Source organism: Quadrisphaera sp. KR29 (assembly GCF_052644995.1).
Map to the genome: position 1 here is coordinate 1 of NZ_JBQXXG010000028.1, position 20,711 is coordinate 20,711.

At 77.9% G+C, this 20,711-nt stretch carries 19 protein-coding genes and 1 riboswitch; of the genes, 9 read left to right on the plus strand and 10 right to left on the minus strand.

Annotation, left to right across the window (positions count from 1 at the left end):
* Nucleotides 1–125: 125 nt before the first annotated feature.
* The 4 genes from ACUN9U_RS17460 to ACUN9U_RS17475 form a co-directional block, all read right to left on the minus strand.
* Nucleotides 126–839, minus strand: coding sequence for a hypothetical protein (locus ACUN9U_RS17460; protein ID WP_445486271.1), 714 nt, complete (start codon nt 837–839; stop codon nt 126–128).
* Nucleotides 840–904: 65 nt separating this feature from the next.
* Nucleotides 905–1,417 carry a hypothetical protein gene (locus ACUN9U_RS17465; protein WP_445486272.1) on the minus strand — a complete coding sequence of 171 codons (513 nt, stop codon included), beginning with the start codon at nt 1,415–1,417 and terminating at the stop codon, nt 905–907.
* Nucleotides 1,418–1,483: 66 nt separating this feature from the next.
* On the minus strand, nt 1,484–3,547 hold the full coding sequence (locus ACUN9U_RS17470; protein ID WP_445486273.1) for a prolyl oligopeptidase family serine peptidase: 2,064 nt from the start codon (nt 3,545–3,547) through the stop codon (nt 1,484–1,486).
* A gap of 112 nt (nt 3,548–3,659) precedes the next feature.
* A complete protein-coding gene (locus ACUN9U_RS17475; RefSeq protein ID WP_445486274.1) occupies nt 3,660–4,133 on the minus strand; it encodes a tRNA (cytidine(34)-2'-O)-methyltransferase in 474 nt (157 codons plus the stop codon).
* Nucleotides 4,134–4,281: 148 nt separating this feature from the next.
* On the opposite strand from ACUN9U_RS17475, the gene ACUN9U_RS17480 reads away from it, so the two are divergent.
* Nucleotides 4,282–5,496 (plus strand): NADP-dependent isocitrate dehydrogenase, encoded by a 1,215-nt coding sequence (locus ACUN9U_RS17480; protein WP_445486275.1) that lies wholly within the window; start codon nt 4,282–4,284, stop codon nt 5,494–5,496.
* 52 nt (nt 5,497–5,548) lie between these two features.
* Here ACUN9U_RS17480 and ACUN9U_RS17485 read toward each other — a convergent pair whose 3' ends face one another.
* Nucleotides 5,549–7,009 (minus strand): FAD-dependent oxidoreductase, encoded by a 1,461-nt coding sequence (locus ACUN9U_RS17485; RefSeq protein WP_445486276.1) that lies wholly within the window; start codon nt 7,007–7,009, stop codon nt 5,549–5,551.
* Nucleotides 7,010–7,031: 22 nt separating this feature from the next.
* Between ACUN9U_RS17485 and ACUN9U_RS17490 the strand changes: the two genes are divergently transcribed.
* Both ACUN9U_RS17490 and ACUN9U_RS17495 read left to right on the plus strand, forming a co-directional pair.
* Entirely contained in the window at nt 7,032–7,697 is a 666-nt protein-coding gene (locus ACUN9U_RS17490; protein WP_445486277.1) for a class I SAM-dependent methyltransferase, read from the plus strand.
* Entirely contained in the window at nt 7,694–9,394 is a 1,701-nt protein-coding gene (locus tag ACUN9U_RS17495; protein WP_445486278.1) for a metallophosphoesterase family protein, read from the plus strand. Before ACUN9U_RS17490 ends, ACUN9U_RS17495 begins: the two co-directional genes overlap by 4 nt.
* Before the next feature lie 21 nt (nt 9,395–9,415).
* On the opposite strand, the gene ribH is transcribed toward ACUN9U_RS17495, so the two are convergent.
* From ribH to ribD, 4 genes are read right to left on the minus strand one after another with little or no spacing between them, the layout of a single operon-like run.
* A complete protein-coding gene (gene ribH / locus ACUN9U_RS17500) occupies nt 9,416–9,904 on the minus strand; it encodes a 6,7-dimethyl-8-ribityllumazine synthase (protein ID WP_445486279.1) in 489 nt (162 codons plus the stop codon).
* Nucleotides 9,901–11,313 (minus strand): 3,4-dihydroxy-2-butanone-4-phosphate synthase, encoded by a 1,413-nt coding sequence (gene ribB, locus ACUN9U_RS17505; protein WP_445486280.1) that lies wholly within the window; start codon nt 11,311–11,313, stop codon nt 9,901–9,903. The genes ribH and ribB overlap by 4 nt, the downstream gene beginning before the upstream one ends.
* Nucleotides 11,310–11,972 carry a riboflavin synthase gene (locus tag ACUN9U_RS17510; protein ID WP_445486281.1) on the minus strand — a complete coding sequence of 221 codons (663 nt, stop codon included), beginning with the start codon at nt 11,970–11,972 and terminating at the stop codon, nt 11,310–11,312. The genes ribB and ACUN9U_RS17510 overlap by 4 nt, the downstream gene beginning before the upstream one ends.
* Nucleotides 11,972–13,024: a bifunctional diaminohydroxyphosphoribosylaminopyrimidine deaminase/5-amino-6-(5-phosphoribosylamino)uracil reductase RibD gene (gene ribD, locus ACUN9U_RS17515; RefSeq protein WP_445486282.1), complete on the minus strand. Its 1,053-nt coding sequence runs from the start codon at nt 13,022–13,024 to the stop codon at nt 11,972–11,974. The genes ACUN9U_RS17510 and ribD overlap by 1 nt, the downstream gene beginning before the upstream one ends.
* A gap of 226 nt (nt 13,025–13,250) precedes the next feature.
* Nucleotides 13,251–13,378, minus strand: a riboswitch (FMN riboswitch).
* Between the two features lie 226 nt (nt 13,379–13,604).
* Here ribD and ACUN9U_RS17520 point away from each other — a divergent pair.
* From ACUN9U_RS17520 to ACUN9U_RS17545, 6 genes are all read left to right on the plus strand, one after another.
* Nucleotides 13,605–14,933: a methyl-accepting chemotaxis protein gene (locus ACUN9U_RS17520; RefSeq protein ID WP_445486283.1), complete on the plus strand. Its 1,329-nt coding sequence runs from the start codon at nt 13,605–13,607 to the stop codon at nt 14,931–14,933.
* Nucleotides 14,930–15,202: a hypothetical protein gene (locus tag ACUN9U_RS17525; RefSeq protein ID WP_445486284.1), complete on the plus strand. Its 273-nt coding sequence runs from the start codon at nt 14,930–14,932 to the stop codon at nt 15,200–15,202. The genes ACUN9U_RS17520 and ACUN9U_RS17525 overlap by 4 nt, the downstream gene beginning before the upstream one ends.
* Nucleotides 15,203–15,339: 137 nt before the next feature.
* Nucleotides 15,340–15,951 (plus strand): sigma-70 family RNA polymerase sigma factor, encoded by a 612-nt coding sequence (locus ACUN9U_RS17530; RefSeq protein ID WP_445486285.1) that lies wholly within the window; start codon nt 15,340–15,342, stop codon nt 15,949–15,951.
* Nucleotides 15,951–17,096, plus strand: coding sequence for a hypothetical protein (locus tag ACUN9U_RS17535; RefSeq protein ID WP_445486286.1), 1,146 nt, complete (start codon nt 15,951–15,953; stop codon nt 17,094–17,096). Before ACUN9U_RS17530 ends, ACUN9U_RS17535 begins: the two co-directional genes overlap by 1 nt.
* A gap of 5 nt (nt 17,097–17,101) precedes the next feature.
* The gene (locus ACUN9U_RS17540; protein ID WP_445486287.1) at nt 17,102–18,184 is read left to right on the plus strand and encodes an ABC transporter ATP-binding protein; all 1,083 of its coding nucleotides are present in this window, start codon (nt 17,102–17,104) and stop codon (nt 18,182–18,184) included.
* Nucleotides 18,181–19,026 (plus strand): ABC transporter permease, encoded by an 846-nt coding sequence (locus tag ACUN9U_RS17545; RefSeq protein ID WP_445486288.1) that lies wholly within the window; start codon nt 18,181–18,183, stop codon nt 19,024–19,026. Before ACUN9U_RS17540 ends, ACUN9U_RS17545 begins: the two co-directional genes overlap by 4 nt.
* Nucleotides 19,027–19,105: 79 nt before the next feature.
* Here ACUN9U_RS17545 and ACUN9U_RS17550 read toward each other — a convergent pair whose 3' ends face one another.
* On the minus strand, nt 19,106–20,698 hold the full coding sequence (locus ACUN9U_RS17550; RefSeq protein ID WP_445486289.1) for a methyl-accepting chemotaxis protein: 1,593 nt from the start codon (nt 20,696–20,698) through the stop codon (nt 19,106–19,108).
* Nucleotides 20,699–20,711: the final 13 nt, after the last annotated feature.

Below are 20,711 nucleotides of genomic sequence, written 5' to 3' on the forward strand. Positions count from 1 at the left end.
GGGGGGGGGGGGGCGCCCGGGGCCGGGGGGGCGGCGTGGGGGCCGGGGGGGGGGGGGGGGGGGGCCCCCCCCCCCCCCCCCCCCCCGCCCCGCGTCCTGACCCGCCGCCGACGGCGACGGGGCGGTCAGCACCTCGCCAGGTCGCTGCGCTCGCGCAGCAGCTCCCGGGCCAGCGGCAGCGCCTGGTCGGTCCACAGGCGCCGGTGCGCGGCCACCGCGGTGCGCGTGCGCCGCAGCGCGGCGGCCAGCTCGCGCAGGTCCGCGGGGGCGGCGGTGCCTTCGCGCAGCAGCGACGCCCCGCGCTCGACGGCCTCCAGCTCGGTCACCACCGCCTGGCAGGACGCGCGGACGACCGCGGTGCGCAGGCCCAGCGGGGCGGTGGTGAGCACCGGCAGGACGACGAGCTGCTGCACGGCGAGGTCGTGGCGCAGGCCGGCGCACGTGTCCGCCAGGTGGTCGGCCAGCGCGCGGGCCCGGCGCCCGGTGGAGCCGCCCGTCGGGCAGGCGCCCGCACCCGTGACCGGGGCCAGCGGGCCGTCGCAGCGCTCGGCCAGGGCGGTGGCGGCCAGGGCGGCCACCGCGAGGTCGGCCAGCAGCGCCCGGGCGCTCACCGGCCAGGACGAGGTCGCGGCCGGGGCCGCCCCGGCGGGCGCTGCGGCGGTGGCGGGCGCTGCGGCGGTGGCGGGCGCTGCGGCGGTGGTCGTCGCGCTGGTGAGCGCGGGGCTCGTCGTGCTGGTCAGCGCGGTGGTGGCGCTGGAGGACGGGTGGTGGCGCGTCGCGCGTCGGGCTGGGCGGTGCGGCAGCAGCCGCATCAGCGGGGCGGGGGCGGTGAGGGCCATGGCCCGACAGTGGACGCGCCGGCTTGCGGTCCGCTTGCAGCCGGCAGGCGGCCCGCCGGACCGGCTCAGCCGCAGGTGGTGCGCTGCGCCCGCTCGGTGAGGAGCCGGCGCGCCAGGGGAGCGGCTCCGGCCGCCCACAGCCGCTCGTGGTCGACCAGGGCGCTCCACAGGGCGCGGGTGCTGACGCCGAGCCGCTGCAGCGCGGCGACGCCCGCGGTCTGGCTGAGCAGGGCGCTGGCGCCGGCACCGGTGCCCTCGACCTGGGCCAGCACGCGGTCGGCCGAGGCCAGCGACGCCGCCAGCAGCTCGGCCCCCGCACCCCCGTCCGCCGCGGACAGGACCGGTGCGATGACGTCGCGCTGGCGGGCGACCTGCTCGCGCACCGCCGCGGCGGTGGTGGCCACGTGCAGCCCGAGCGCGCGGGCGCGCACGCCGGAGGCGACGTCACCGGAGACGGCGACGCGGACCGCCAGCACGTCCACGGCCTGGGCGAGCAGCGCCAGCTGGTCCAGGAGCGGGCGCGGCTGCGGCAGAGGACGGCGCGGCGCTGGCACGGGACCGGACCCGGACGTCGTCATGGGACGAGCATGCACGCCGGCACCGACAGCGCGCTGGGATCGCGCCTAGATCGTGATCGGCGGGCCTCAGACGGGCAGGTGGCGGTCCCACCACCGCTGCAGGTGCTCGAAGCGCGCCGTGCGGTGGCTCGGGCGACCGGAGCGCGTCAGCTCGTGGCCCTCGCCGGGGAACAGCAGCAGCTCGCTCTCCACCCCCTGGCGGCGCAGAGCCGTCCACCACCGCTGCCCCTGCTCGACCGGGCAGCGCCAGTCCTGCTCGGAGTGGATGACCAGCGTGGGCGTGCGCACCGAGGCGACGTGGGTCATCGGCGACTGCTCCCGCATCGCCTCGGGGGAGCCGTGCAGCTGGTCGGCGAAGAACCAGCCGATGTCGGCCGACCCCACGAAGCTGGTCGCGTCGAGGTACCCGCGCTCCACCACGGCGGCGGCGAAGCGCTGCGTGCGCGTGGTCAGCAGCGCCGTCATGTAGCCGCCGTAGCTGCCGCCCACGACCCCCACGCGCTCGCGGTCCAGCGGCAGGGACGCGTCGGCGAGCACGCCGTCCAGGAGGGCCTCGACGTCGTCGGCGTCCACGGTGCCCAGCGCCCCCAGCACGGCCCGGCCGTGGGCGAGGCCGTAGCCGGCGGACCCGCGCGGGTTGCCCATCACCACGGCGTACCCGGCGCCGGCGGCCACCTGCGCCTCGTCGAACAGGGCCCAGCCGTACTGCGCGTGCGGTCCGCCGTGGACCATGAGCAGCACCGGGTGCGGGCCGGTGCCGTGGCGGGCCTCGTCCGGCAGCACCACCCAGCCGTGCACGGGGTACCCGTCGCGGCTGGGGTGCTCCACCTCCACCAGCGGTCGCAGGCGCCCGGTCGCGCGCAGCGGGCCGCCGACGTCGGTGAGGCGCAGCACCCCGCCGTCGTCGTCGGCGCCGACCCGCACCAGCTCGCCGCGGCTCCCGGGGTCGGCGACCACGGCCACCACCGTCGAGCCGTCGGGGGTGCTCGCGGCCGCCGTCACCTGCAGCTGGCCGTCCAGCAGCACCTCGCGGGAGCCGTCGGGCCGCACGCGCAGCAGGCGCAGCGCCCCGCGGGTGCGCTCGGCCACCAGCGCGCCCGCGGCGTCGACGTGCAGGAAGGCCGCCGGGTCGCCCAGGTCGACGTCCAGCGGGGTCAGGCGCACGACGTCGACCAGCGAGCCGCTGCCCTGGCGCGCGGCGCTGCCGGAGCCGCCGGGGTCGCCGTCGGGGCTCAGGACGGCGGTGAACAGCGACTCCGGCTGCGCGACCGCTCCCAGGCCGTGCTCGTCCAGGGCGGTGGCCAGCAGCCACAGGCGGCGCCCGTCGGGGTCGGCGGCCACCGCGGAGACGGCGAGGTCGCCGCCGACCACGGGCACCGGGGTCCGCTCGCGCTGGGCGGTGGCCTCCACCCGGTGCACGCCGCGGCGCAGGTCGTGCCCGGCGCCCGCGTGGCGCGCGGAGACCACCAGCAGCGCGAGGCCGTCGGTGGTCCAGGTGACGCCGGTGTCGTCGGCGTCGCCATCGGTGACCTGCCGGGGCGCGGGCCGCTCGGGGGCGGCGACCCGCTGACCGGCGTCCAGGGCCGCCCTGTCGACGTCGAGCACGAAGGCGTGCTGGCGGCGGTCGAGGGTGAAGCCCACGCCGTCGACCCGGTGGTCGGGCGCGGTGATGAGGCGCGGCGGCTCGGCGTCGGGGCCGCGCAGGTGCGCCGGGCCCGTGGCCGTGCCGTACCGGCCGGGCTCGGGCACCCGGGCGCAGAAGGCCAGCGCACCGCCACCGGGTGACCAGCGCGGGGCGCCGGCGCCCAGCGGCAGCTGCTCGGCGGTGGTGAGCGCCAGCGGCTCGCCGCCGGCGGTCTCGACCAGGTGCAGCTGCGGGCGCCCGCCCGGCTCGGCCCTCAGGAACGCCACCCAGCGCCCGTCGGGACTGACGGCCGGGGCGGTGTCGCGGTGCCCGCGGGTGAGGCGGTGCGGGGGCGCACTGCCGTCGGCGGCCACCCGCCACAGGTCACCGGCCTCCTCGTCGGTGTGCAGGTCGGGCGCCGTGACGGAGACGACCGCGGTGCGCCCGTCGGGGGTCAGCGAGGGGCTGGAGCAGCCGGCGAGCAGGGGCAGGTCTGAGGGGAGCATCGCCGCCGACGCTACGCCCGGCGCCCCCGTGCCGGTCAGCGGCCGGTCGGCGGCCGGTCGGCGGCCGGTCGGCGGCCGGTCGGCGGCCGGTCGGCGGCCGGTCAGAGGCCCGTCAGGAGCCGCCGGCGAAGCCGTGCTGGCGCCAGGCCTCGTGGACGACGACGGCGACGGCGTTGGAGGCGTTCAGCGAGCGCCGCTGCGCGAGCATCGGGATGCGCAGCCGGTCGGTGACCCGCGGGTCGGCCAGGACGCGCTCGGGCAGGCCCACCGACTCGCGGCCGAACAGCAGCGCGTCACCGGGGGAGTAGGGCACGTCGGTGTACCAGCGGGTGGCCGAGGCCGTCAGCGCGTAGGCGCGCCCGGAGCCCAGGTCGGCGAGCGCCGCCCACAGCGCCTCGACGTCGTCGTGCACCGAGGTGCGCGCCAGGTCGTGGTAGTCCAGGCCGGCCCGGCGCAGCTTGGAGTCCTCCAGGTCGAAGCCGAGGGGGCGCACCAGGTGCAGGTGGGCGCCGGTGGTGGCCGACAGCCGGATGGCGGCGCCGGCGTTGCCGGGGATCTCCGGCTCGACGAGGACGACGTGGAACACCGCCCCACCCTCTCGCACCGCCCGGCGGCCGCTTGCGCCCGCGGGAGGCACCTGCGGGGTGCCCCCCGCCCAGACCTGGGTAGGTTCGGGGGCGCAGACGAGCGACACACGATCAGGACGACTGCTCCGACGGAGGACAGGGACGCGCATGGCGAAGATCAAGGTCGAGGGCAAGGTCGTCGAGCTCGACGGCGACGAGATGACCCGCATCATCTGGCAGTTCATCAAGGACCGCCTGATCCACCCCTACCTCGACGTCGACCTCGAGTACTACGACCTCGGCATCGAGCACCGCGACGCCACCGACGACCAGGTGACGGTCGACTCCGCCAACGCCATCAAGAAGCACGGCGTCGGCGTCAAGTGCGCCACCATCACCCCCGACGAGGCGCGGGTGGAGGAGTTCGGCCTCAAGAAGATGTGGCGCTCCCCGAACGGGACCATCCGCAACATCCTCGGCGGCGTGATCTTCCGCGAGCCGATCATCATCAGCAACATCCCGCGGCTCGTGCCGGGCTGGACCAAGCCGATCATCGTGGGCCGCCACGCCTTCGGCGACCAGTACCGCGCCACCGACTTCACGTTCCCCTCGGCGGGCACGCTGACGGTGACCTTCACGCCTTCGGACGGCTCCCAGCCGATCGAGCACGAGGTGTTCCAGGCGCCCGGCGCCGGCGTGAGCCTGTCGATGTACAACCTCGACAGCTCCATCCGCGACTTCGCGCGCGCCTCGCTGAACTACGGCCTGGCGCGGGAGTACCCGGTCTACCTGTCGACGAAGAACACGATCCTCAAGGCCTACGACGGCCGGTTCAAGGACATCTTCGCCGAGGTCTACGAGGCCGAGTTCAAGGAGCAGTTCGAGGCCAAGGGCCTCACCTACGAGCACCGCCTCATCGACGACATGGTCGCCTCCGCCCTGAAGTGGGAGGGCGGCTACGTGTGGGCCACCAAGAACTACGACGGCGACGTGCAGTCCGACACCGTCGCGCAGGGGTTCGGCTCGCTCGGCCTCATGACCTCGGTGCTGGCCACGCCGGACGGGCGCACCGTGGAGGCCGAGGCCGCCCACGGCACGGTGACCCGCCACTACCGCCAGCACCAGGCCGGCAAGCCGACCTCCACCAACCCGATCGCCTCGATCTACGCGTGGACGCGCGGGCTGGACCACCGCGGCAAGCTCGACGGCACTCCCGCGGTGCGCGAGTTCGCCGAGACGCTCGAGAAGGTGGTCATCTCCACCGTCGAGAGCGGGAAGATGACCAAGGACCTCGCGCTGCTCGTGGGGCCCGACCAGGATTTCCAGACCACCGAGGAGTTCCTCGCGACCCTGGACGAGAACCTCGCGAAGGCGCTCGCCTGAGCACCGCCTGAGGCGCTGACGGGGCCCTCCACCGCTGCGGCGGTGGGGGGCCTCAGCGCTGCAGCCAGCGCCGCCGCAGCCCCACGGCCACCGCGAGCGCGCGCCGCGCGGCGGGCGAGCCCAGCGACTCCCGCGCCGCCCCCACCGCGCCGTTCCAGAAGCCGTCCGCGTACGTGGGGTAGGCGTGCGTGGTCGAGAACAGCGAGGCGAACCGCAGCCGCCTGTCGACCGCCAGCGCGCCCTCGGCCAGCACCTCCCCGGCGCGCGGGCCGACGGCGGTCACCGCCACCAGGCGGCCGCGGCGGTCCACCCGCGTGCGCACGAAGCCGTCGGTGCGCCCGTCGGCCACCGCCCTGTCGACGTGGTCGTGGCCGACGGTGCGGGTCCCCGGCTGCCCCGCCGCCGTGGCCGGCCCGACCGCCGCCACCTCCGGGTCGGTGAAGACCACCCGCGGGACCGTGGTGGCGCGGCGCCGGCGCAGCCCGAGCACCGCGTTGAGGGCCGCGACGCTGGCGTCGACCCCCGCCGTGTGCGTCCAGAACGGCGGGCCCGTGACGTCGCCCGCGGCCCACACCCCCGGCGCCGTCGTCCGCCCGAGGGCGTCGACCACCACCGCCCCGGACTGCTCCAGGGCCACCCCCAGCTCCTCCAGGCCCACCCCGCGGGAGCGCGGCGCCCGGCCGGCAGCCACCAGCAGCACGGGCGCCGGCACCGAGGCGGGCACCTGCTGCGCGCGGCGGCCCGCCCGCGCGCTCGGGCGCAGCAGGAGGTGGCCCCCGCGCAGCTCGGCCGCCTCGGCGCCCAGCAGCACCCGGACGCCGTCGGCGCGCAGCGCGTCGGCCACCGCCTCCCCGGCCTGCGGGTCCTCACCCGACAGCAGCCGCTCCCCGCGCTCGACGAGCACCACGCGCGAGCCGAGCCGCGCCAGCGCCTGGGAGACCTCGCAGCCCACCCCGCCGCCGCCCAGCACCACCAGCTCCCCGGGGAGCCCGGGGCCGTCCCACAGCGTCTCGCTGGTCAGCACCCGGCTCGCCCCGGGCTGCCGCAGCCCCGGCACGTCCGGCAGCAGCGGGGCGGCGCCGGTGGCCAGCAGCACCTGCCCCGCCACGAGCCGCTGGCCGTCGACGTCGGCCACCAGGCGCCGGCCCCGCCGCCCCACCAGGCGCGCCGTCCCGGACAGCACCCGCACGCCCTGGGCGCCCAGCGCCTCGGGGGAGTCGACCGGCGCGACGGCCGCCACCGCCGCCCTCACGTGCTCCAGCACCCGCGCACCGTCGACGCTGACGGGGCCCGCGTCGACGCCGTAGCGCGCAGCGCCGCGGGCCGCCGCGGCGGCCGCCGCTGCCGCCAGGAGCGCCTTGGAGGGCACGCACCCGGTCCACAGGCACTCACCCCCGGTGGCCGCCCGCTCCACCAGCACCACCCGCGCCCCGGCCGAGGCCGCGCTCGTGGCGCCGACGATGCCGGCCGTGCCACCGCCGACGACGAGCAGGTCCGGGTCGCGCTCAGCCACCCGTCGATGCTGCCCTGGGGCGGTGAGCAGCGCGCGCCGGTACGGCACCGCCCTGGCGGCCACCTACGACGCGCTGTCGGATGAGCGCCTCCTGTACCGCGCCGGGCGGCGCGAAGGGGTCCGCGCCCTCGCGCTGCGCCCCGGCGAGCGGGTGCTCGACCTCGGCTGCGGCACCGGGCTCAGCCTGCCGCTGCTGGTCGGTGCCGTCGGTGAGCGGGGGCGCGTGGTGGGCCTGGACGCCAGCGCCGCGATGCTCGCCCGGGCGGGCCGGCGGGTGGCCGCCGCCGGCTGGCGCCAGGTGGCGCTCGTGAGGGCCGACGCCGCCCACCTCGACCCCGTCCGGCTGGCGGCGCTCACGGGCCCGACGCCGCAGGCCGGTGGTCCGGACGGCTTCGACGCCGTGCTGGCCTGCTACTGCCTGTCCCTGCTGCCCGACCCCGCCCCGGCGTGGCGCGCGCTGCCGCGGCTGCTGGCCCCCGCGGGCCGGGTGGCCGTGGTCGACCTGGCCCTGACCCGGGGCTGGGCGCTCCCGCTCGCGCCGCTGGCGGCCCTGGCGTGCGCGCTGGGCGGCAGCGACCCGCGCGCGCACCCCTGGGAGGCGCTGACCGGCACCACCGCGGCCCGGGAGCTGCGCGGCGGCCACGTCAGGGTCCGGGTCGGAGGCGCCGGTCCTAGGGTTCCGGGGTGATCGCCGTCCGGGGCCCCGCGCCGCGCCGGCCCTCTGCCGGGCGGCCCCGCGCGACCGGGTCGGCGGTCGACCGGCGCCTGCGCGCGCTGCCGGGCCGCGCCTGGGCCCGCTGGGCGTGGCTGCGGGCGGCGGCCGTCGTCGTCGTCGCCCTGGTCGCGGCAGGCACCGCGATGGGCACGGCGGGGGCCACGACGGCCAGCGTCGGGCCCGTCGACGCGCGGCTGGTGCTGCAGCCGTCGCTGACCGGCGGCACCCAGGTGCAGGTCCCGCCGCTGGGCGAGCTGTCGCTGGCCACCCACGACGGGCCGCTGCGCCTGCGGGTGGAGGTGGAGGGGCTGCGCCTGCCCGAGGCGCGCTCGCTGCTGGCGCGCGGCGCCACCGCCGCGTCGGTGGGGGAGGAGCTCAGCCGCGACGTCAGGGGCGCGCTGGTCGCCCTGGCGGTCAGGTCGGTGCTGGTGGCGCTGGCCGCCGCGGCGGTGGCGTGCCTGCTGGTCTTCCGGCGCCCCCGCGCGGTGCTGGTGGGGACGGGCGCGGTGCTCGTCGTCCTGCTGGCCAGCGGCGGCGTGGCCGCCGCCACGGCGGACAGCCGGGCGCTGGCCGAGCCGCGCTACTCGGGCCTGCTGACGCGGGCGCCGGCCCTGGTGGGGGACCTGACCAGCGTGGGGAGCCGCTTCACCGCCTACCAGACCCGCGTCGCGGCCCTCACCGGCAGCGTCTCGCGGCTCTACTCCGCCCTGTCCGGCCTGCCCGCGGGCGCCGCCGCGGGTGACGACGACGTGCGCGTGCTGTGGGTCTCCGACGTCCACAACAACCCCGAGGCCTACCGGCTCATGGCCACGCTGGTGCAGGAGTTCGACGTCGCGGGCGTGGTCGACACCGGCGACTCCAGCGACTTCGGCAGCGCCGCCGAGACCGCGCTGCTCGCGCCGATGGCCTCCCTGGGCGTGCCGTACCTGTGGGTGCGCGGCAACCACGACTCCTCCACCACGCAGGCCGCCGTGGCGGCCCTGGGGGAGGAGACCGACGGGCGGGTCCAGGTGCTCGACGACGGCGCGACGGCGGAGATCGCCGGGGTGCGCTTCGCCGGGACGGGGGACCCGCGCTTCAACCCCTCCAGCCTGGTGAGGAACGAGGCGGCGCGGGAGCAGCTGACCGTGGCCGGGGAGGCGCTGGGCCGCTCCCTGGACGCCTCGGCGGCGGCGGGGGAGCCCGTCGACGTGGCGCTCGTGCACGAGCCGCCGATGGCGCTGCCGCTGGTGGGCAGGGTGCCCCTGGTGCTGGACGGGCACACGCACCAGCGGGCGGCCGCGGTGGACGGCGGCACGCTGCTGCTCACGCAGGGCTCCTCCGGTGGGGCGGGGCTGCGCAGCCTGGTGGACGGCGAGCCGACGCCGCTGCAGATGTCGGTGCTGCACTTCTCCGCGTCCGACGGCTCGCTGCTGGCCGTCGACGACGTCACGGTGGGCGGGGTGGGGCTGGACAGCGCGACGGTGGAGCGGCGGACCGCCGCCTCCTACCGCGAGGAGTCGGGGGCGCCGGAGGAGGAGCCGGAGCTGGAGGAGCCGGCCGAGCCCACCGGCGGCGTCACCGGCCCTGACGGCGCTCCGGCGTTCACCCCGGGGGGCACCGACGTGCCCCCGCTGCCCACCGACCCCGGTGCGCCGGTCGTCCCCACCCCGTCCACGTCACCCTCGTGACCACGGACGTCGAGCGGAGGGTCAGGCCGGTGCCGGGAGGGCGCCCGCGGCGCGCAGCGCGGCGACGGTGCCCAGCACCGCCTCGGCGGCCTCGGCGCCCTTGTCCTCCCGGCTGCCCGGCAGCCCGGCGCGCTCGAGGGCCTGGGCGTCGGTGTCGCAGGTGAGCACCCCGAAGCCCACCGGCACCCCGGTGCGCACGGCCACCTCGGTCAGCCCGGTGGTCGCCGCCGAGCACACGTACTCGAAGTGCGGCGTGCCCCCGCGCACCACGACGCCCAGGGCCACCACGGCGTCGTGACCGGCCGCGGCCAGGCGCGCCGCGGCGACCGGCAGCTCGAAGGCGCCCGGCACGCGCACGACGGTGGGCTCTGGTGCGCCGGCCCGCTCCAGGGCGCGCAGCGCACCCGCGAGCAGGCCCTCCACCACCTCGGTGTGCCACAGCCCGGCGACGACGGCGACGCGCACGCCGCTCCCGTCGACCTGCAGCGCCGGTGCTCCGTGTCCGCTCACGCCTGCTCCTCCTGCGTCGTCGTCCTCTGCGTGCTCTCCGCGGGGGGTGCGGGGGCGGCGGTGGGGGGTGTGTGGCCCATCCGGGCCCGCTTGGTGGCCAGGTAGGCCTCGCGCAGCGGTGCCGCGGTGCCGCCGCCCCCGCCGACGTGCAGGCCGACCTGCTCGACCACCTCCACGCCGTGCCCGGCCAGCCCGTCGGCCTTGGCCGGGTTGTTGCTCAGCAGCCGCACCCGCTCCACGCCGAGGGCCCGCAGCACCGCTGCCGCGCCGCCGTACTCCCGGGCGTCGACCGGCAGCCCCAGCCCGAGGTTGGCGTCGACGGTGTCGGCGCCGGCGTCCTGCAGCGCGTACGCGGCGATCTTGGCCGGCAGGCCGATGGCGCGGCCCTCGTGCCCTCCGAGGTGCACCAGCACCCCGCCCTCGGCGCCGATGCGGTCCAGCGCGGCGCGCAGCTGCGGGCCGCAGTCGCAGCGCAGCGAGCCGAACGCGTCGCCCGTGAGGCACTCGGAGTGCACCCGGACGAGCGGCGCGGCGGCCTCGGCGGACCTGCGGGGGGAGGGGGACGGCGGTCGCGGCGGCAGCCCGACCACGGCGAGGTGCTCGGCGCCCGTGGCCAGGTCGCGGAACGCGACGGCGGTGAAGTCCCCGTGCTCGGTGGGGAGGGCCGCGCGGGCGACCTCCACCACGCGCTGCCGCTCCACCACCGGGCGGGAGGTGGCCGACTCCCCGTGGTCACGGCCGGGGGTGCGCTCAGCGGTGCGCAGGTGGGCGGCCAGCTGCTCGATGGTGATGACCGGCAGGTCGTGCGCGGCGCCGAGGGCGACCACGCCCGCGCCGCGCAGCATCCCGCCGTCGGGGTCCTCGAGGTCGACCAGCTCGGTGATGACCGCCACCGGCGGCAGCCCGGCCAGGCGGCACAGGTCGACGCCGGCCTCGGTGTGCCCGCGGCGCTCCAGCACCCCGCCCGGGCGGGCGCGCAGCGGCAGCACGTGCCCGGGGCGGACCAGGTCGGCAGGCCCGGAGGCCGGGTCGGCCAGCACCCGCGCGGTGCGCGCGCGGTCGGCGGCGCTGATGCCGGTGGTGACGCCCGAGGCGGCGTCGACGGTCACGGTGTAGGCGGTGCGCAGCGAGTCCTCGTTGCGCTCGACCATGTCGGGCAGGCCGAGGGAGTCGGCCAGCGCCGCCGGCAGCGGCGCGCAGAGCAGGCCCGACCCGTGCTTGACGGTCCACGCGACCCACTGCGGCGTGGCCAGGGAGGCGGCCAGGACGACGTCGCCCTCGTCCTCGCGGTCGTCGTCGTCGAGGACGAGGACGGGGCGGCCGCAGCGCAGCGCGGCGAGCGCCTCCTCGACGGTGCCCAGGCCCTCCAGCCCCTGCTGGCCGGAGCGGCTGTCGGTGGGGGCGCTCACCGGACGGCCTCCAGACCGGCGTCCAGCCCGGCGACGGCGCGGTCGGCCAGGAGGCGCTCGACGTGCTTGGCCAGCACGTCGACCTCGAGGTTGACCGGGTCGCCGACGCCCTTGCGCCCCAGGGTGGTCGCGCGCAGCGTCTCGGGGATCAGCGAGACGGAGAACCACGCCCGCTCTGCGCCCGCCGCGCTGACCGCCGTGACCGTCAGCGAGACGCCGTCGACGGCGACGGACCCCTTCTCCACCAGGTACTTCGCGAGCTCGGGCGGCACCGAGACCGTGACCACCTCCCAGCGGTCGCCCGGCACGCGCGCCGCGACCGAGCCGACGCCGTCGACGTGGCCCTGCACGACGTGCCCGCCCAGGCGGCCCCCGGCGGCGACGGGACGCTCCAGGTCGACGCGGTCGCCCGGTCGCAGCCCGCCGAGCGTGGTGCGCTCGAGGGTCTCGAGCATCGCGTCGGCGGTGAAGGCGACCGGCGCGCCGGACTCGTCGCGCCCGATGTCGACCACGGTCAGGCAGCAGCCGTCGACGGCGATGGACGCGCCGTGGACGGCGTCGGCGGTGACGAGCGGGCCGCGGACGGTGAGGCGGGCCGAGGTCTCGCCGCGCTCGAGCGCGACGACCTCCCCGAGCTCCTCGACGATGCCGGTGAACATCAGGCCTCCTGCTGCGTGTCGGACTGCTGGGTCTGGTCTGCGGTGGGGCGGGCGAGGACGACGACGTCGCCGCCGAGGGCGTGGACGCCGGTGAGCTCCAGGCGGAGCGCGTCGCCGATCGAGGTGGCGCCGAGGTCTCCCAGCGCGCTGCGCCCACCGCCGAGCAGCGCGGGGGCGAGGTGGGCGACGACGTCGTCGACGAGCCCGGCCCGCCAGAAGGACGCCGCGAGCCGCGGGCCGCCCTCGAGCCACACGCTGCGCACCCCGCGCTCCCACAGCGCGGTCAGCGCCTCGCGCGGGTCGCGGGTGCGCAGGTGCACCGTCTCGGCGCTCCCGTCGAGCAGCTGGGCGCCGGCGGGCAGGTCGCGCAGGCCCACCACCACGCGCAGCGGCTGGCGGGGCAGGGCCCGGCCCGCGGCGTCGCGCACGGTCAGCGCCGGGTCGTCGGCCAGGGCGGTCCCGGTGCCCACGAGCACGGCGTCGTGCTGGGCGCGGCGGGCGTGGACGTCGGCGCGGGCCGCGGGCCCGGTCACCCACCGGCTGGAGCCGTCGGGGGCGGCGCTGAAGCCGTCGAGCGTCGCGGCGTACTTCCACGTCACGGTGGGGCGCCCGTGCCGGTGGGCGCGGGCCCAGGGCCGCAGGAGCTCGCGCGCCCGCGGGTCGTCCAGGACGAGGACGTCGACGCCGCCGGCGCGCAGCTCCGCAGCCCCCCCGCCCGCGACGGGGGTGGGGTCGGCCGCGCCGGCCACCACGCGCGCGACGCCCGCCTCGAGCAGCGCCCGCGTGCACGGCCCGGTGCGCCCGGTGTGCCGGCACGGCTCCAGGGTGACCACGGCCGTGGCGCCGGCGGTGGCGCGTCCGCGCGCGGCCGCGTCGGCGAGGGCCGCGACCTCGGCGTGGGCGGTGCCGGCGCCGCGGTGCCAGCCCTGGCCGAGCACCTCACCGCCCGTGCCGAGCAGGACGCACCCCACGCGCGGGTTCTCGGTGAGCGGCCCGCGGTGCGCCAGCTCCAGGGCCAGCTCCAGGGCCAGCTCCAGGGCGCGGCTGTCCACAGGACCGTCCACAGGGCTGTGGACCCGGCTGTGGTCCTGGCCGCTGCGCTCCATCCCCGTCCCTCCCGCGTCGGTGCGGGCCCCGGGGTGGCTGGTGCGGGGGAGGGCGACGACGGCGGGGCGCCCGGGGCGGTGGCCGTGCCCCCGCCCCGGAGGGGCGGACGACGCGGCGGGCCGCTGGGCCCTGCCGACGGCGCTGCGGGCGGCGCCCCTGGCGGGGCCCCGCCGCGTGCTCCTCCCCTCCGGACTCTCACCGTCGGTCCCGGAGTCCCACCGGGTCCACCGGCCGCTGGCTGCGGTCGGGTCGCGGACTGTCACCGCCGGTTCGGAATTGCACCGACCCCGGAGCGCGCGTCGTTCGACCGACCATGCTGCCACGTCCCGGCGCGCACGAGCCACCCGTGCTGCCGGGCGCTCCCGGTGCTCCACCCGGGTGGTCGCGGGCGGAGCCACCGACAGGTGCCGCCCGAGCGCTCCAGGTGGTGCCCCCGCACGACGAAGGACACCGCGGGCCGCTGCACCGACGCGGCCGCCCCGCACCACCCGGTGCCCATCCGCACGACCCACCCCGGAGACCACCGTGGCCCGTCCCACCCCCAGCATCGGCCGGCGCATCGGCCTGGGCTTCCTCGTGATCGTGCTGCTGCTGGGCGCGGTGACAGCGCTCGGCGTGGTGCAGGTCAGCGAGGTCCAGCAGAGCCTGGTCCAGATCAACGACCACAACAGCGTCAAGCAGCGCTACGCCATCAACTTCCGCGGCAGCGTCCACAACCGCGCCATCGCCCTGCGCGACGTCCTGCTGGACCCGACGGAGGCCGAGAAGCAGCAGGACATCGCCCTGATCGCCTCGCTGGCGGCCGACTACACCGACTCCGAGGAGAAGCTGGACGCGATGTTCGCCTCCGACCCCGGCATCACCGCCGAGGAGGAGGCCGCCCGCGCCGCCATCGCCGAGGTGCAGGAGCGGACGCTGCCCCTGGTCCAGCAGGTGCTCGACCTGCACGCGCAGGGCCGCGACGCCGAGGCCCAGGACGTGCTCATGACGCAGGCCAAGCCGGCCTTCAACGACTGGCTCGACGCGATCAACGTGCTGATCGACCTCGAGGAGTCGATGAACCGGGTCGAGAGCGACGCCGCGCGCGGCGTCGTCGACGGGTTCCTCGCCGTGATGCTGGTGGCGCTGGCGGTCTCCACCGCCGTGGCGGTGCTCATCGCCGTGCGCACCACCCGCTCCGTGGTCCGCCCGCTCTCCAGGGTCGTCACCGTGATGAACGAGGTCGCCGCCGGCCGCCTGGACCGCCGCGTGGGCCTGACCACCACCGACGAGGTCGGCCAGCTGGCCGCCTCCACCGACGCCTCGCTGGAGGCGCTGTCCGCCGCGATGCGCGAGATCGCCGCGGAGTCGCGCTCCCTGGCGGCCTCCTCGGCGGCCCTGTCCACCGTCTCGGCCCAGATGGCCTCCGGCGCCCAGGACTCCGCCGCCCAGACCCAGGTCGTCTCCGAGGCCGTCCACGAGGTCACGGCCTCGATCTCCACCGTGGCCGCCGCGGGGGAGCAGATGACGGCGGCGATCGCCCAGATCGCCTCGGCGACCTCGGAGGCCTCGACGATGGCCTCCTCCGCGGTCAGCGCGGCCGGCTCGGCCGGCTCGGCCATCGAGCGCCTGGGGGTCTCCTCCCGCGAGATCGGCGACGTCGTCAAGCTCATCACCTCGATCGCCGAGCAGACCAACCTGCTCGCCCTGAACGCCACCATCGAGGCCGCCCGGGCGGGGGACGCGGGCAAGGGCTTCGCGGTGGTGGCCGGGGAGGTCAAGGAGCTGGCCCGCCAGACCGCCAGGCCACCGAGGACATCATCGCCAAGGTCAACGCCACCCAGGGCGACACCGCGGCCGCCGCGGCGGCCGTGACGCAGATCGGCGAGGTCATCGGGCGCATCGACGCGGTGCAGGCCACGATCGCCGCGGCGGTGGAGGAGCAGTCGGCCACCACGAGCGAGATGGTCCGCAACGTCACCGAGATCTCCTCGGGGTCGGCGCAGATCTCCTCCAACGTCTCCGACATCGCCCGCGGCACCGAGTCGAACCGCGAGGGCGCCGGCCACACCGCCACCACCGCCAGCTCCCTGGCGGCCTCGGCGGAGCGGCTGCAGGAGCTGACCGGCCGCTTCACCGCCTGAGGGCGCGCAGCGGCGCAGACGCACCCCCCAGGCCCACCGGCCGGCGCACCAGCGCCGCCCGGTGGGCCTCGCGGCGTCTCCGGGCGGTGGGCGGGCCGCCGGTGTCACATCCTGGGCGCCGGCGGTGCTGAGGGGGTGTGGAGCTTGTCGAGACCGGTGCGGTGGGCAGGGCCGCCGGCCCGCGCGCCGTGGCCCGCCGCAGCGCGGGTGCCCCCCGCGCCGGTGCCGCGCCCGGTGCCGCGCCCGCGATGAGGGACGACCTCGAGGCGGTCTTCCGGCGCGAGTACCCCCTGGTCGCCGGGGTGGCGGCACGGGTGCTGGGCGGCCCCCAGCACGCCGACGACGTGGCGCAGGAGGTCTTCCTGTCCTTCGCGCGCTCCTCCCCGGCCGCCGTGCCGGCCGACCGCGCCCGCGGCTGGCTGTGCGTGGCCGCCACCCACACCGCGCTGAACCTGCTGCGCTCCGGCCGCCGCCGCAGCGCCCGCGAGGACGCCGCCGCCACCGGCCAGGCCGCCCTCACCGGGGACGTCGTCGCCGACGTCGCCGACGAGGTGGTCACCGGGGAGGAGCGGCGCCGCGTGCGCGCCGCGCTCGCCCGGCTGCCCCGCACCCAGGCCACCGCCCTGGTGCTGCGGCACAGCGGCCTCAGCTACGGCGAGGTCGCGGCCGCCCTGCACCTGTCACCCACCAGCGTCGGCACCACGGTCCGGCGCGCCGAGAGCGCACTGCGCGAGGAGATGGACCGCTGATGGCACTCACGAGGCACCCCGCCGACGGCGTCCTGCGCCGCCTCCTGGACGAGCCGGCCGGGGTCAGCGACCCCGACCGCGACCACGTGGCCGCCTGCGCCCGCTGCCAGCGGGTGCTGGCGGGGGTCCGGCGTGACGCCGAGGCGGCGTCCGCCCTGCTCGCCGCACCGGCCGGCGCGGCCGCCGCTGCCCCCGCCCGGGCCGACGCCGCGTGGGGCCGCCTGCGCAGCGCCGCGGCCGCACCCGCCGGCGAATTGGACGGGTCCGGCGGCGTCGTCGACCTCGACGCGGCCCGCGCGGCCGGCCGGCCCGGTCGCCGCAGCGCCTGGCGCCGCCCCGGCGTGGTGGCGCTCGGCGTCGCCGTCGTCGTCGCCGGTGCCGGCACCGCCGCCGCCTCCGACTGGCTGCGCATCTTCCAGGTCGAGCAGGTCGCCCCCGTCACCGTCAGCCAGGCCGACCTCGCCGGGCTCGGGCAGCTGCCCGACCCCAGCGCCTTCGGCGACGCCGTGGCCAGCCAGCCGGTGCAGGTCCGCACCGTCGCCGACGCCGCCGCGGCGGCTCAGGCCACGGGCCTGCAGGTGCCGCGGGTGGCCGAGCTGCCCCGCGGCGTGACCGGCGAGCCGACCTACCAGGTCGGCGACGCCGGGCAGGTCAGCTTCACCTTCTCCGCCGCCAAGGCCGAGGCCTCCGCGCAGGCCGCGGGCGGGCAGCTGCCGCCGGTGCCGCCGGGGCTGGACGGCTCCGTGGTGAGGCTGAGCGCCGGGCCCGGGGTCGCGGCCACGTGGTCGTCGTCCTCGGGGGTCCCCGCGCTGGTGGTCGGCCGGGCGGTGGCGCCCACCGCCGAGTCGAGCGGGGTGCCCTTCGCCGCGGTGCGCGACTACCTGCTCTCGGTGCCGGGCGTGCCGGACGGCCTCGCCTCCCAGCTGGCGGCGTTCAGCGGCGACGGCTCCACGCTGCCGCTGCCCGTGCCCGCCGACCGGGCCACCGCCTCGACCGCCGACGTCGACGGCGCGCCGGCCACCGTGGTGCGCACCAACGACGGCACCATGGCCGGTGTGGTCTGGGTCCGCGACGGCGTGGTGACGGCGGTGGCCGGCACGCTGAGCACCGACGAGCTGCTCGACGTCGCCCGGGGCCTGGGCTGACGGCGGTGCCGGCGCCCTCGGCGCAGCCGGTGCCCGCGGCGGCACCGGCTGCGCCGCCGCCGGGGGCCTCCCCGTCCCCGGCGGTGTGGTGCTCCCACCTGCGCAAGGCCTTCCGCCGCCACCAGGCCGTGCACGACGTCTCCCTGCAGGTCGGGCGCGGTGAGGTGGTCGGGCTGCTGGGCCCCAACGGGGCCGGCAAGACCACGGTCATCAAGATGCTGCTGGGCCTGGCGACCCCCGACGCCGGGGAGGTGCTGCTGCTGGGGCGTCCCGTGGACGACCCGGCCGCCCGCGCGGGGGTGGGCTACCTGCCCGAGCTGTTCCGCTACCAGCCGTGGCTGAGCGCCGCGGAGGTCCTCGCGCTGCACGTGCGCCTGTCCGGCGCCGACGTCAGCGCGGCCGAGCAGCGCGAGCGCCTCGAGCTGGTGGGTCTGGGCGCTCGCGCCGCGGACCGCGTCGGGGGGTTCTCCAAGGGCATGCAGCAGCGCCTGGGCCTGGCGGTGGCGCTGGTGGCCCGCCCGCGCTTCGTCGTCCTGGACGAGCCCACCAGCGCCCTGGACCCGCTCGGGCGCGCCGACGTGCGCGACGTCGTCCTCGGCCTGCGCGAGCAGGGCGTGGCGGTGCTGCTGAACTCCCACCTCATCGGTGAGGTCGAGCGGGTCTGCGACCGCGTGGTGGTCCTCGAACGCGGCCGGGTGGCGGCCTCGGGCACGCTGGCCGAGCTGCTGGGCCAGCGGCAGGTGCGGCTGCGGCTGACCGGGCTGGGCCCCGAGGCCGAGCGGCGGCTGGCCGCCGCCGGGGCGGTGCACCGCGGGGGCGACGGTCCCGACGTGCTCACCCTGTCCCTGGCCGAGCAGGACGACGCGGGCGCCGAGCGGGCGGTGCCCGCGCTGGTGCGCGACCTGGCGGCCCTGGGGGTGGACGTGCACGCGGTCGAGCCGGTGCGCGTGAGCCTGGAGGACCGGCTGCTGGGGATCCTGCGGGGGGCCGCGCAGGAGCGCGAGCAGCAGGCGCACGCCCAGGAGGAGCACGCCCGGGCCGAGCACGCCCGGCGGGGGCGGCGCGGGCGCGCGGGAGGTCGTCGGTGAGCCACCAGGCGCGCGTGGTGCTCGTGGTGGCCGCCCTCACCCTGCGGGAGGCCTCGCGCCGCCGCGTGGTGCTGGCCCTGGTGGGGCTCACAGCCCTGCTGCTGGGCCTGTCGGGGTGGGGCTTCTGGCGCCTGGCGCAGGAGCTGACCAGCGGGGAGGCGGTGGTCGCCTCCTCCCAGGTGCTCAACCTGGTGATGTTCGGGCTGTCCCTCATCGCCGCGCTCGGCACGGCGTTCCTGTCCGGGCCGACGCTGGCGGGGGAGACGGAGTCGGGCGCGGTGCTGTCGGTGCTGGCCCGCCCCGTGCGCCGCTGGGCCTGGCTGCTGGGCAAGTGGCTCGGGCTGGTCGTCTTCGGCGGCGTCTACGTGGTGCTCGCCGGGCTGGCGCTGTGCCTGGTGGTGCTGGCCACCGTCGGCTACTGGCCGCCGGACCCGGTGGCCGGGCTGCTGCTGCTCGCCGGCCAGACCGCGGTGCTGCTGACGCTGTCGGTGCTGCTGGCCACGGTGGTCTCCCCGATGGCCTCCGGGGTGGTCGCCGTGGGCCTCTTCGGCGCGGCGTGGATCTCCGGGGTCGTCGGCGGGGTCGGGTCCGCGCTGGGCAACGAGGGAGTGGCCCGCGTGGGCACCGTCTCACGCGTGGTGCTGCCCACCGACGGCCTGTGGCGGGGGGCGATGCACGCCTTCCAGGACCCCTCGGCGCTGGTGGCCATGGGGCCCAGCGCCGAGGCGTTCCCGTTCCTGTCCACCAGCTCCCCGACGCCGGCCTACCTCGTGTGGTCGGCGCTGTGGGTGGCCATGGTCTTCGCGCTGGCCGCGGTGGTGGTGGCCCGCAAGGACCTGTGAGGCCGACCCGCCCCGGCCGCGGGCCGGGGCGGGTGGGCAGGTGCCCTGGCGGGTGCTCGGGTGGCCGGGGCCGGAGCGGTCAGACCTGGAAGCCCTCGAGGGTGCGCTCCATCTCCGCGCTCATGTGCTGCAGGCGGCCCGCCTGGGACTCCACCTGCGCGGTCCCGGCGTCCGTGGCCCGCGCGCCCGCCGCCAGCGCGGAGACGGTGCCCGCGATGGCGCGCGACCCGTCGGCGGCCCCGGCGACGCTGCGGTTCATCTCCGTGGTCGTCGCCGTCTGCTCCTCCACGGCCGCCGCGATGGTGACCTGCAGGTCGTTGATGCGGGCGATGGTGGTGCTGATCTCGGCGATCGCCTCGACGGCCCCGGCGGTGTCCTCCTGGATGGTGGCGACGCGCGCGGAGATGTCGCTGGTGGCGCGGGCGGTCTGCTGGGCCAGCTCCTTGACCTCACCCGCGACGACGGCGAAGCCCTTGCCCGCCTCCCCGGCCCTGGCCGCCTCGATGGTGGCGTTCAGCGCCAGCAGGTTGGTCTGCTCGGCGATGGCGGTGATGAGCTTGACCACCCCGGCGATCTCCTCGGAGGAGCGTCCCAGCTTGCCGACCGTGAGGGTCGTCCGCGCGGCCACGTCCACCGCGCGGCCCGCCACCGCGGCGGCCTCGCCGGCGCTGCGGGCGATCTCGGTGATGGCGCCGTCCATCTGCCCCGACCCCTCGGCCACCGTGCTGATGCTCGAGGAGACCTCCTCGGCCGACGCCGCCACCGCGCTGGTCTGCGCGAGCGCGGCGCGCGAGCTGCCGGCCAGCTCCGCGGCGGCCCGGGTGAGGTCGGTGGAGGTGGTGCGCAGGTGCTCCGCCGAGCGGCCCACCAGCGTCAGAAGGCCGCCGAGGGTGTCCAGGGTGCTGTCCAGGCCCGCAGCGGCCCGCCCCAGCTCGTCGGTGCGGGTGCTGGCCACCCGGACGCGCAGGTCACCCGCAGCCGCCTGGTCGAGGACCTCGCGGATGCGCGCCACGGGCCGCACGACGCTGCGGGCCGCGAGCAGCGCCAGCGCCGTGGACAGGACCGCCGCGACGGCGAGCACCGCCGCGGTCAGCCAGCGGGCCCGCGCGGCGGTGTCGCGCGCCTCGCCGGCCAGCGCGGCGGCGTGGGCCTGCTGCGCCGCGACCGCTGCGGTCAGCGACTCCACGGCCTCCTGCTCGTGCTGGACCAGCGCGGGCACCGCCTCCTGCAGGGCGCCCGCGTCGCCCTGGCGCGTGGCCTCGCCGATGGCCTGCAGCGCGTCGGTGTAGGCCAGCTCGGCCACGGCGAAGGACTCCACGGACCGGCGAGCAGCGCCGTCCAGGGGCATCGCGGTGGCGCGCGCGACGAGGTCCTCGATCGCCGCGCGGTCCTGCTCGGCCCCGGCGGCGCTGTCGGCCCGCTGCTCCTCGGAGATGGTCGGCAGCAGGGCCCGCGCCTCGCTGGAGCGCGCGCGGTAGTACGCCGTCTCGAGCTGGCGCAGGGTGCTCAGCGGCACGGCGCCCTGCTCGTAGACGTCGCTGGCGCCCTGGCTGAGCTGGTGCGTCCACACCAGCCCGCAGGCGCCGACGGCGAGCGTGGCGGCGGTGCTGACGGCGGCCGCGCCCACGAGGCGGGTCCGCAGGCCGAGCTGGCGGCGGGTGTTCTGGTCCACGGGCATCGTCGTC

Excerpts from the sequence above, each read along its gene's own strand:
- ACUN9U_RS17460 (WP_445486271.1), bottom strand. The coding sequence starts at position 839 with ATGGCCCTCACCGCCCCCGCCCCGCTGATGCGGCTGCTGCCGCACCGC.
- ACUN9U_RS17465 (WP_445486272.1), bottom strand. The coding sequence starts at position 1,417 with ATGACGACGTCCGGGTCCGGTCCCGTGCCAGCGCCGCGCCGTCCTCTG.
- ACUN9U_RS17470 (WP_445486273.1), bottom strand. The coding sequence starts at position 3,547 with ATGCTCCCCTCAGACCTGCCCCTGCTCGCCGGCTGCTCCAGCCCCTCG.
- ACUN9U_RS17480 (WP_445486275.1), top strand. The coding sequence starts at position 4,282 with ATGGCGAAGATCAAGGTCGAGGGCAAGGTCGTCGAGCTCGACGGCGAC.
- ACUN9U_RS17510 (WP_445486281.1), bottom strand. The coding sequence starts at position 11,972 with ATGTTCACCGGCATCGTCGAGGAGCTCGGGGAGGTCGTCGCGCTCGAG.
- ACUN9U_RS17535 (WP_445486286.1), top strand. The coding sequence starts at position 15,951 with ATGGCACTCACGAGGCACCCCGCCGACGGCGTCCTGCGCCGCCTCCTG.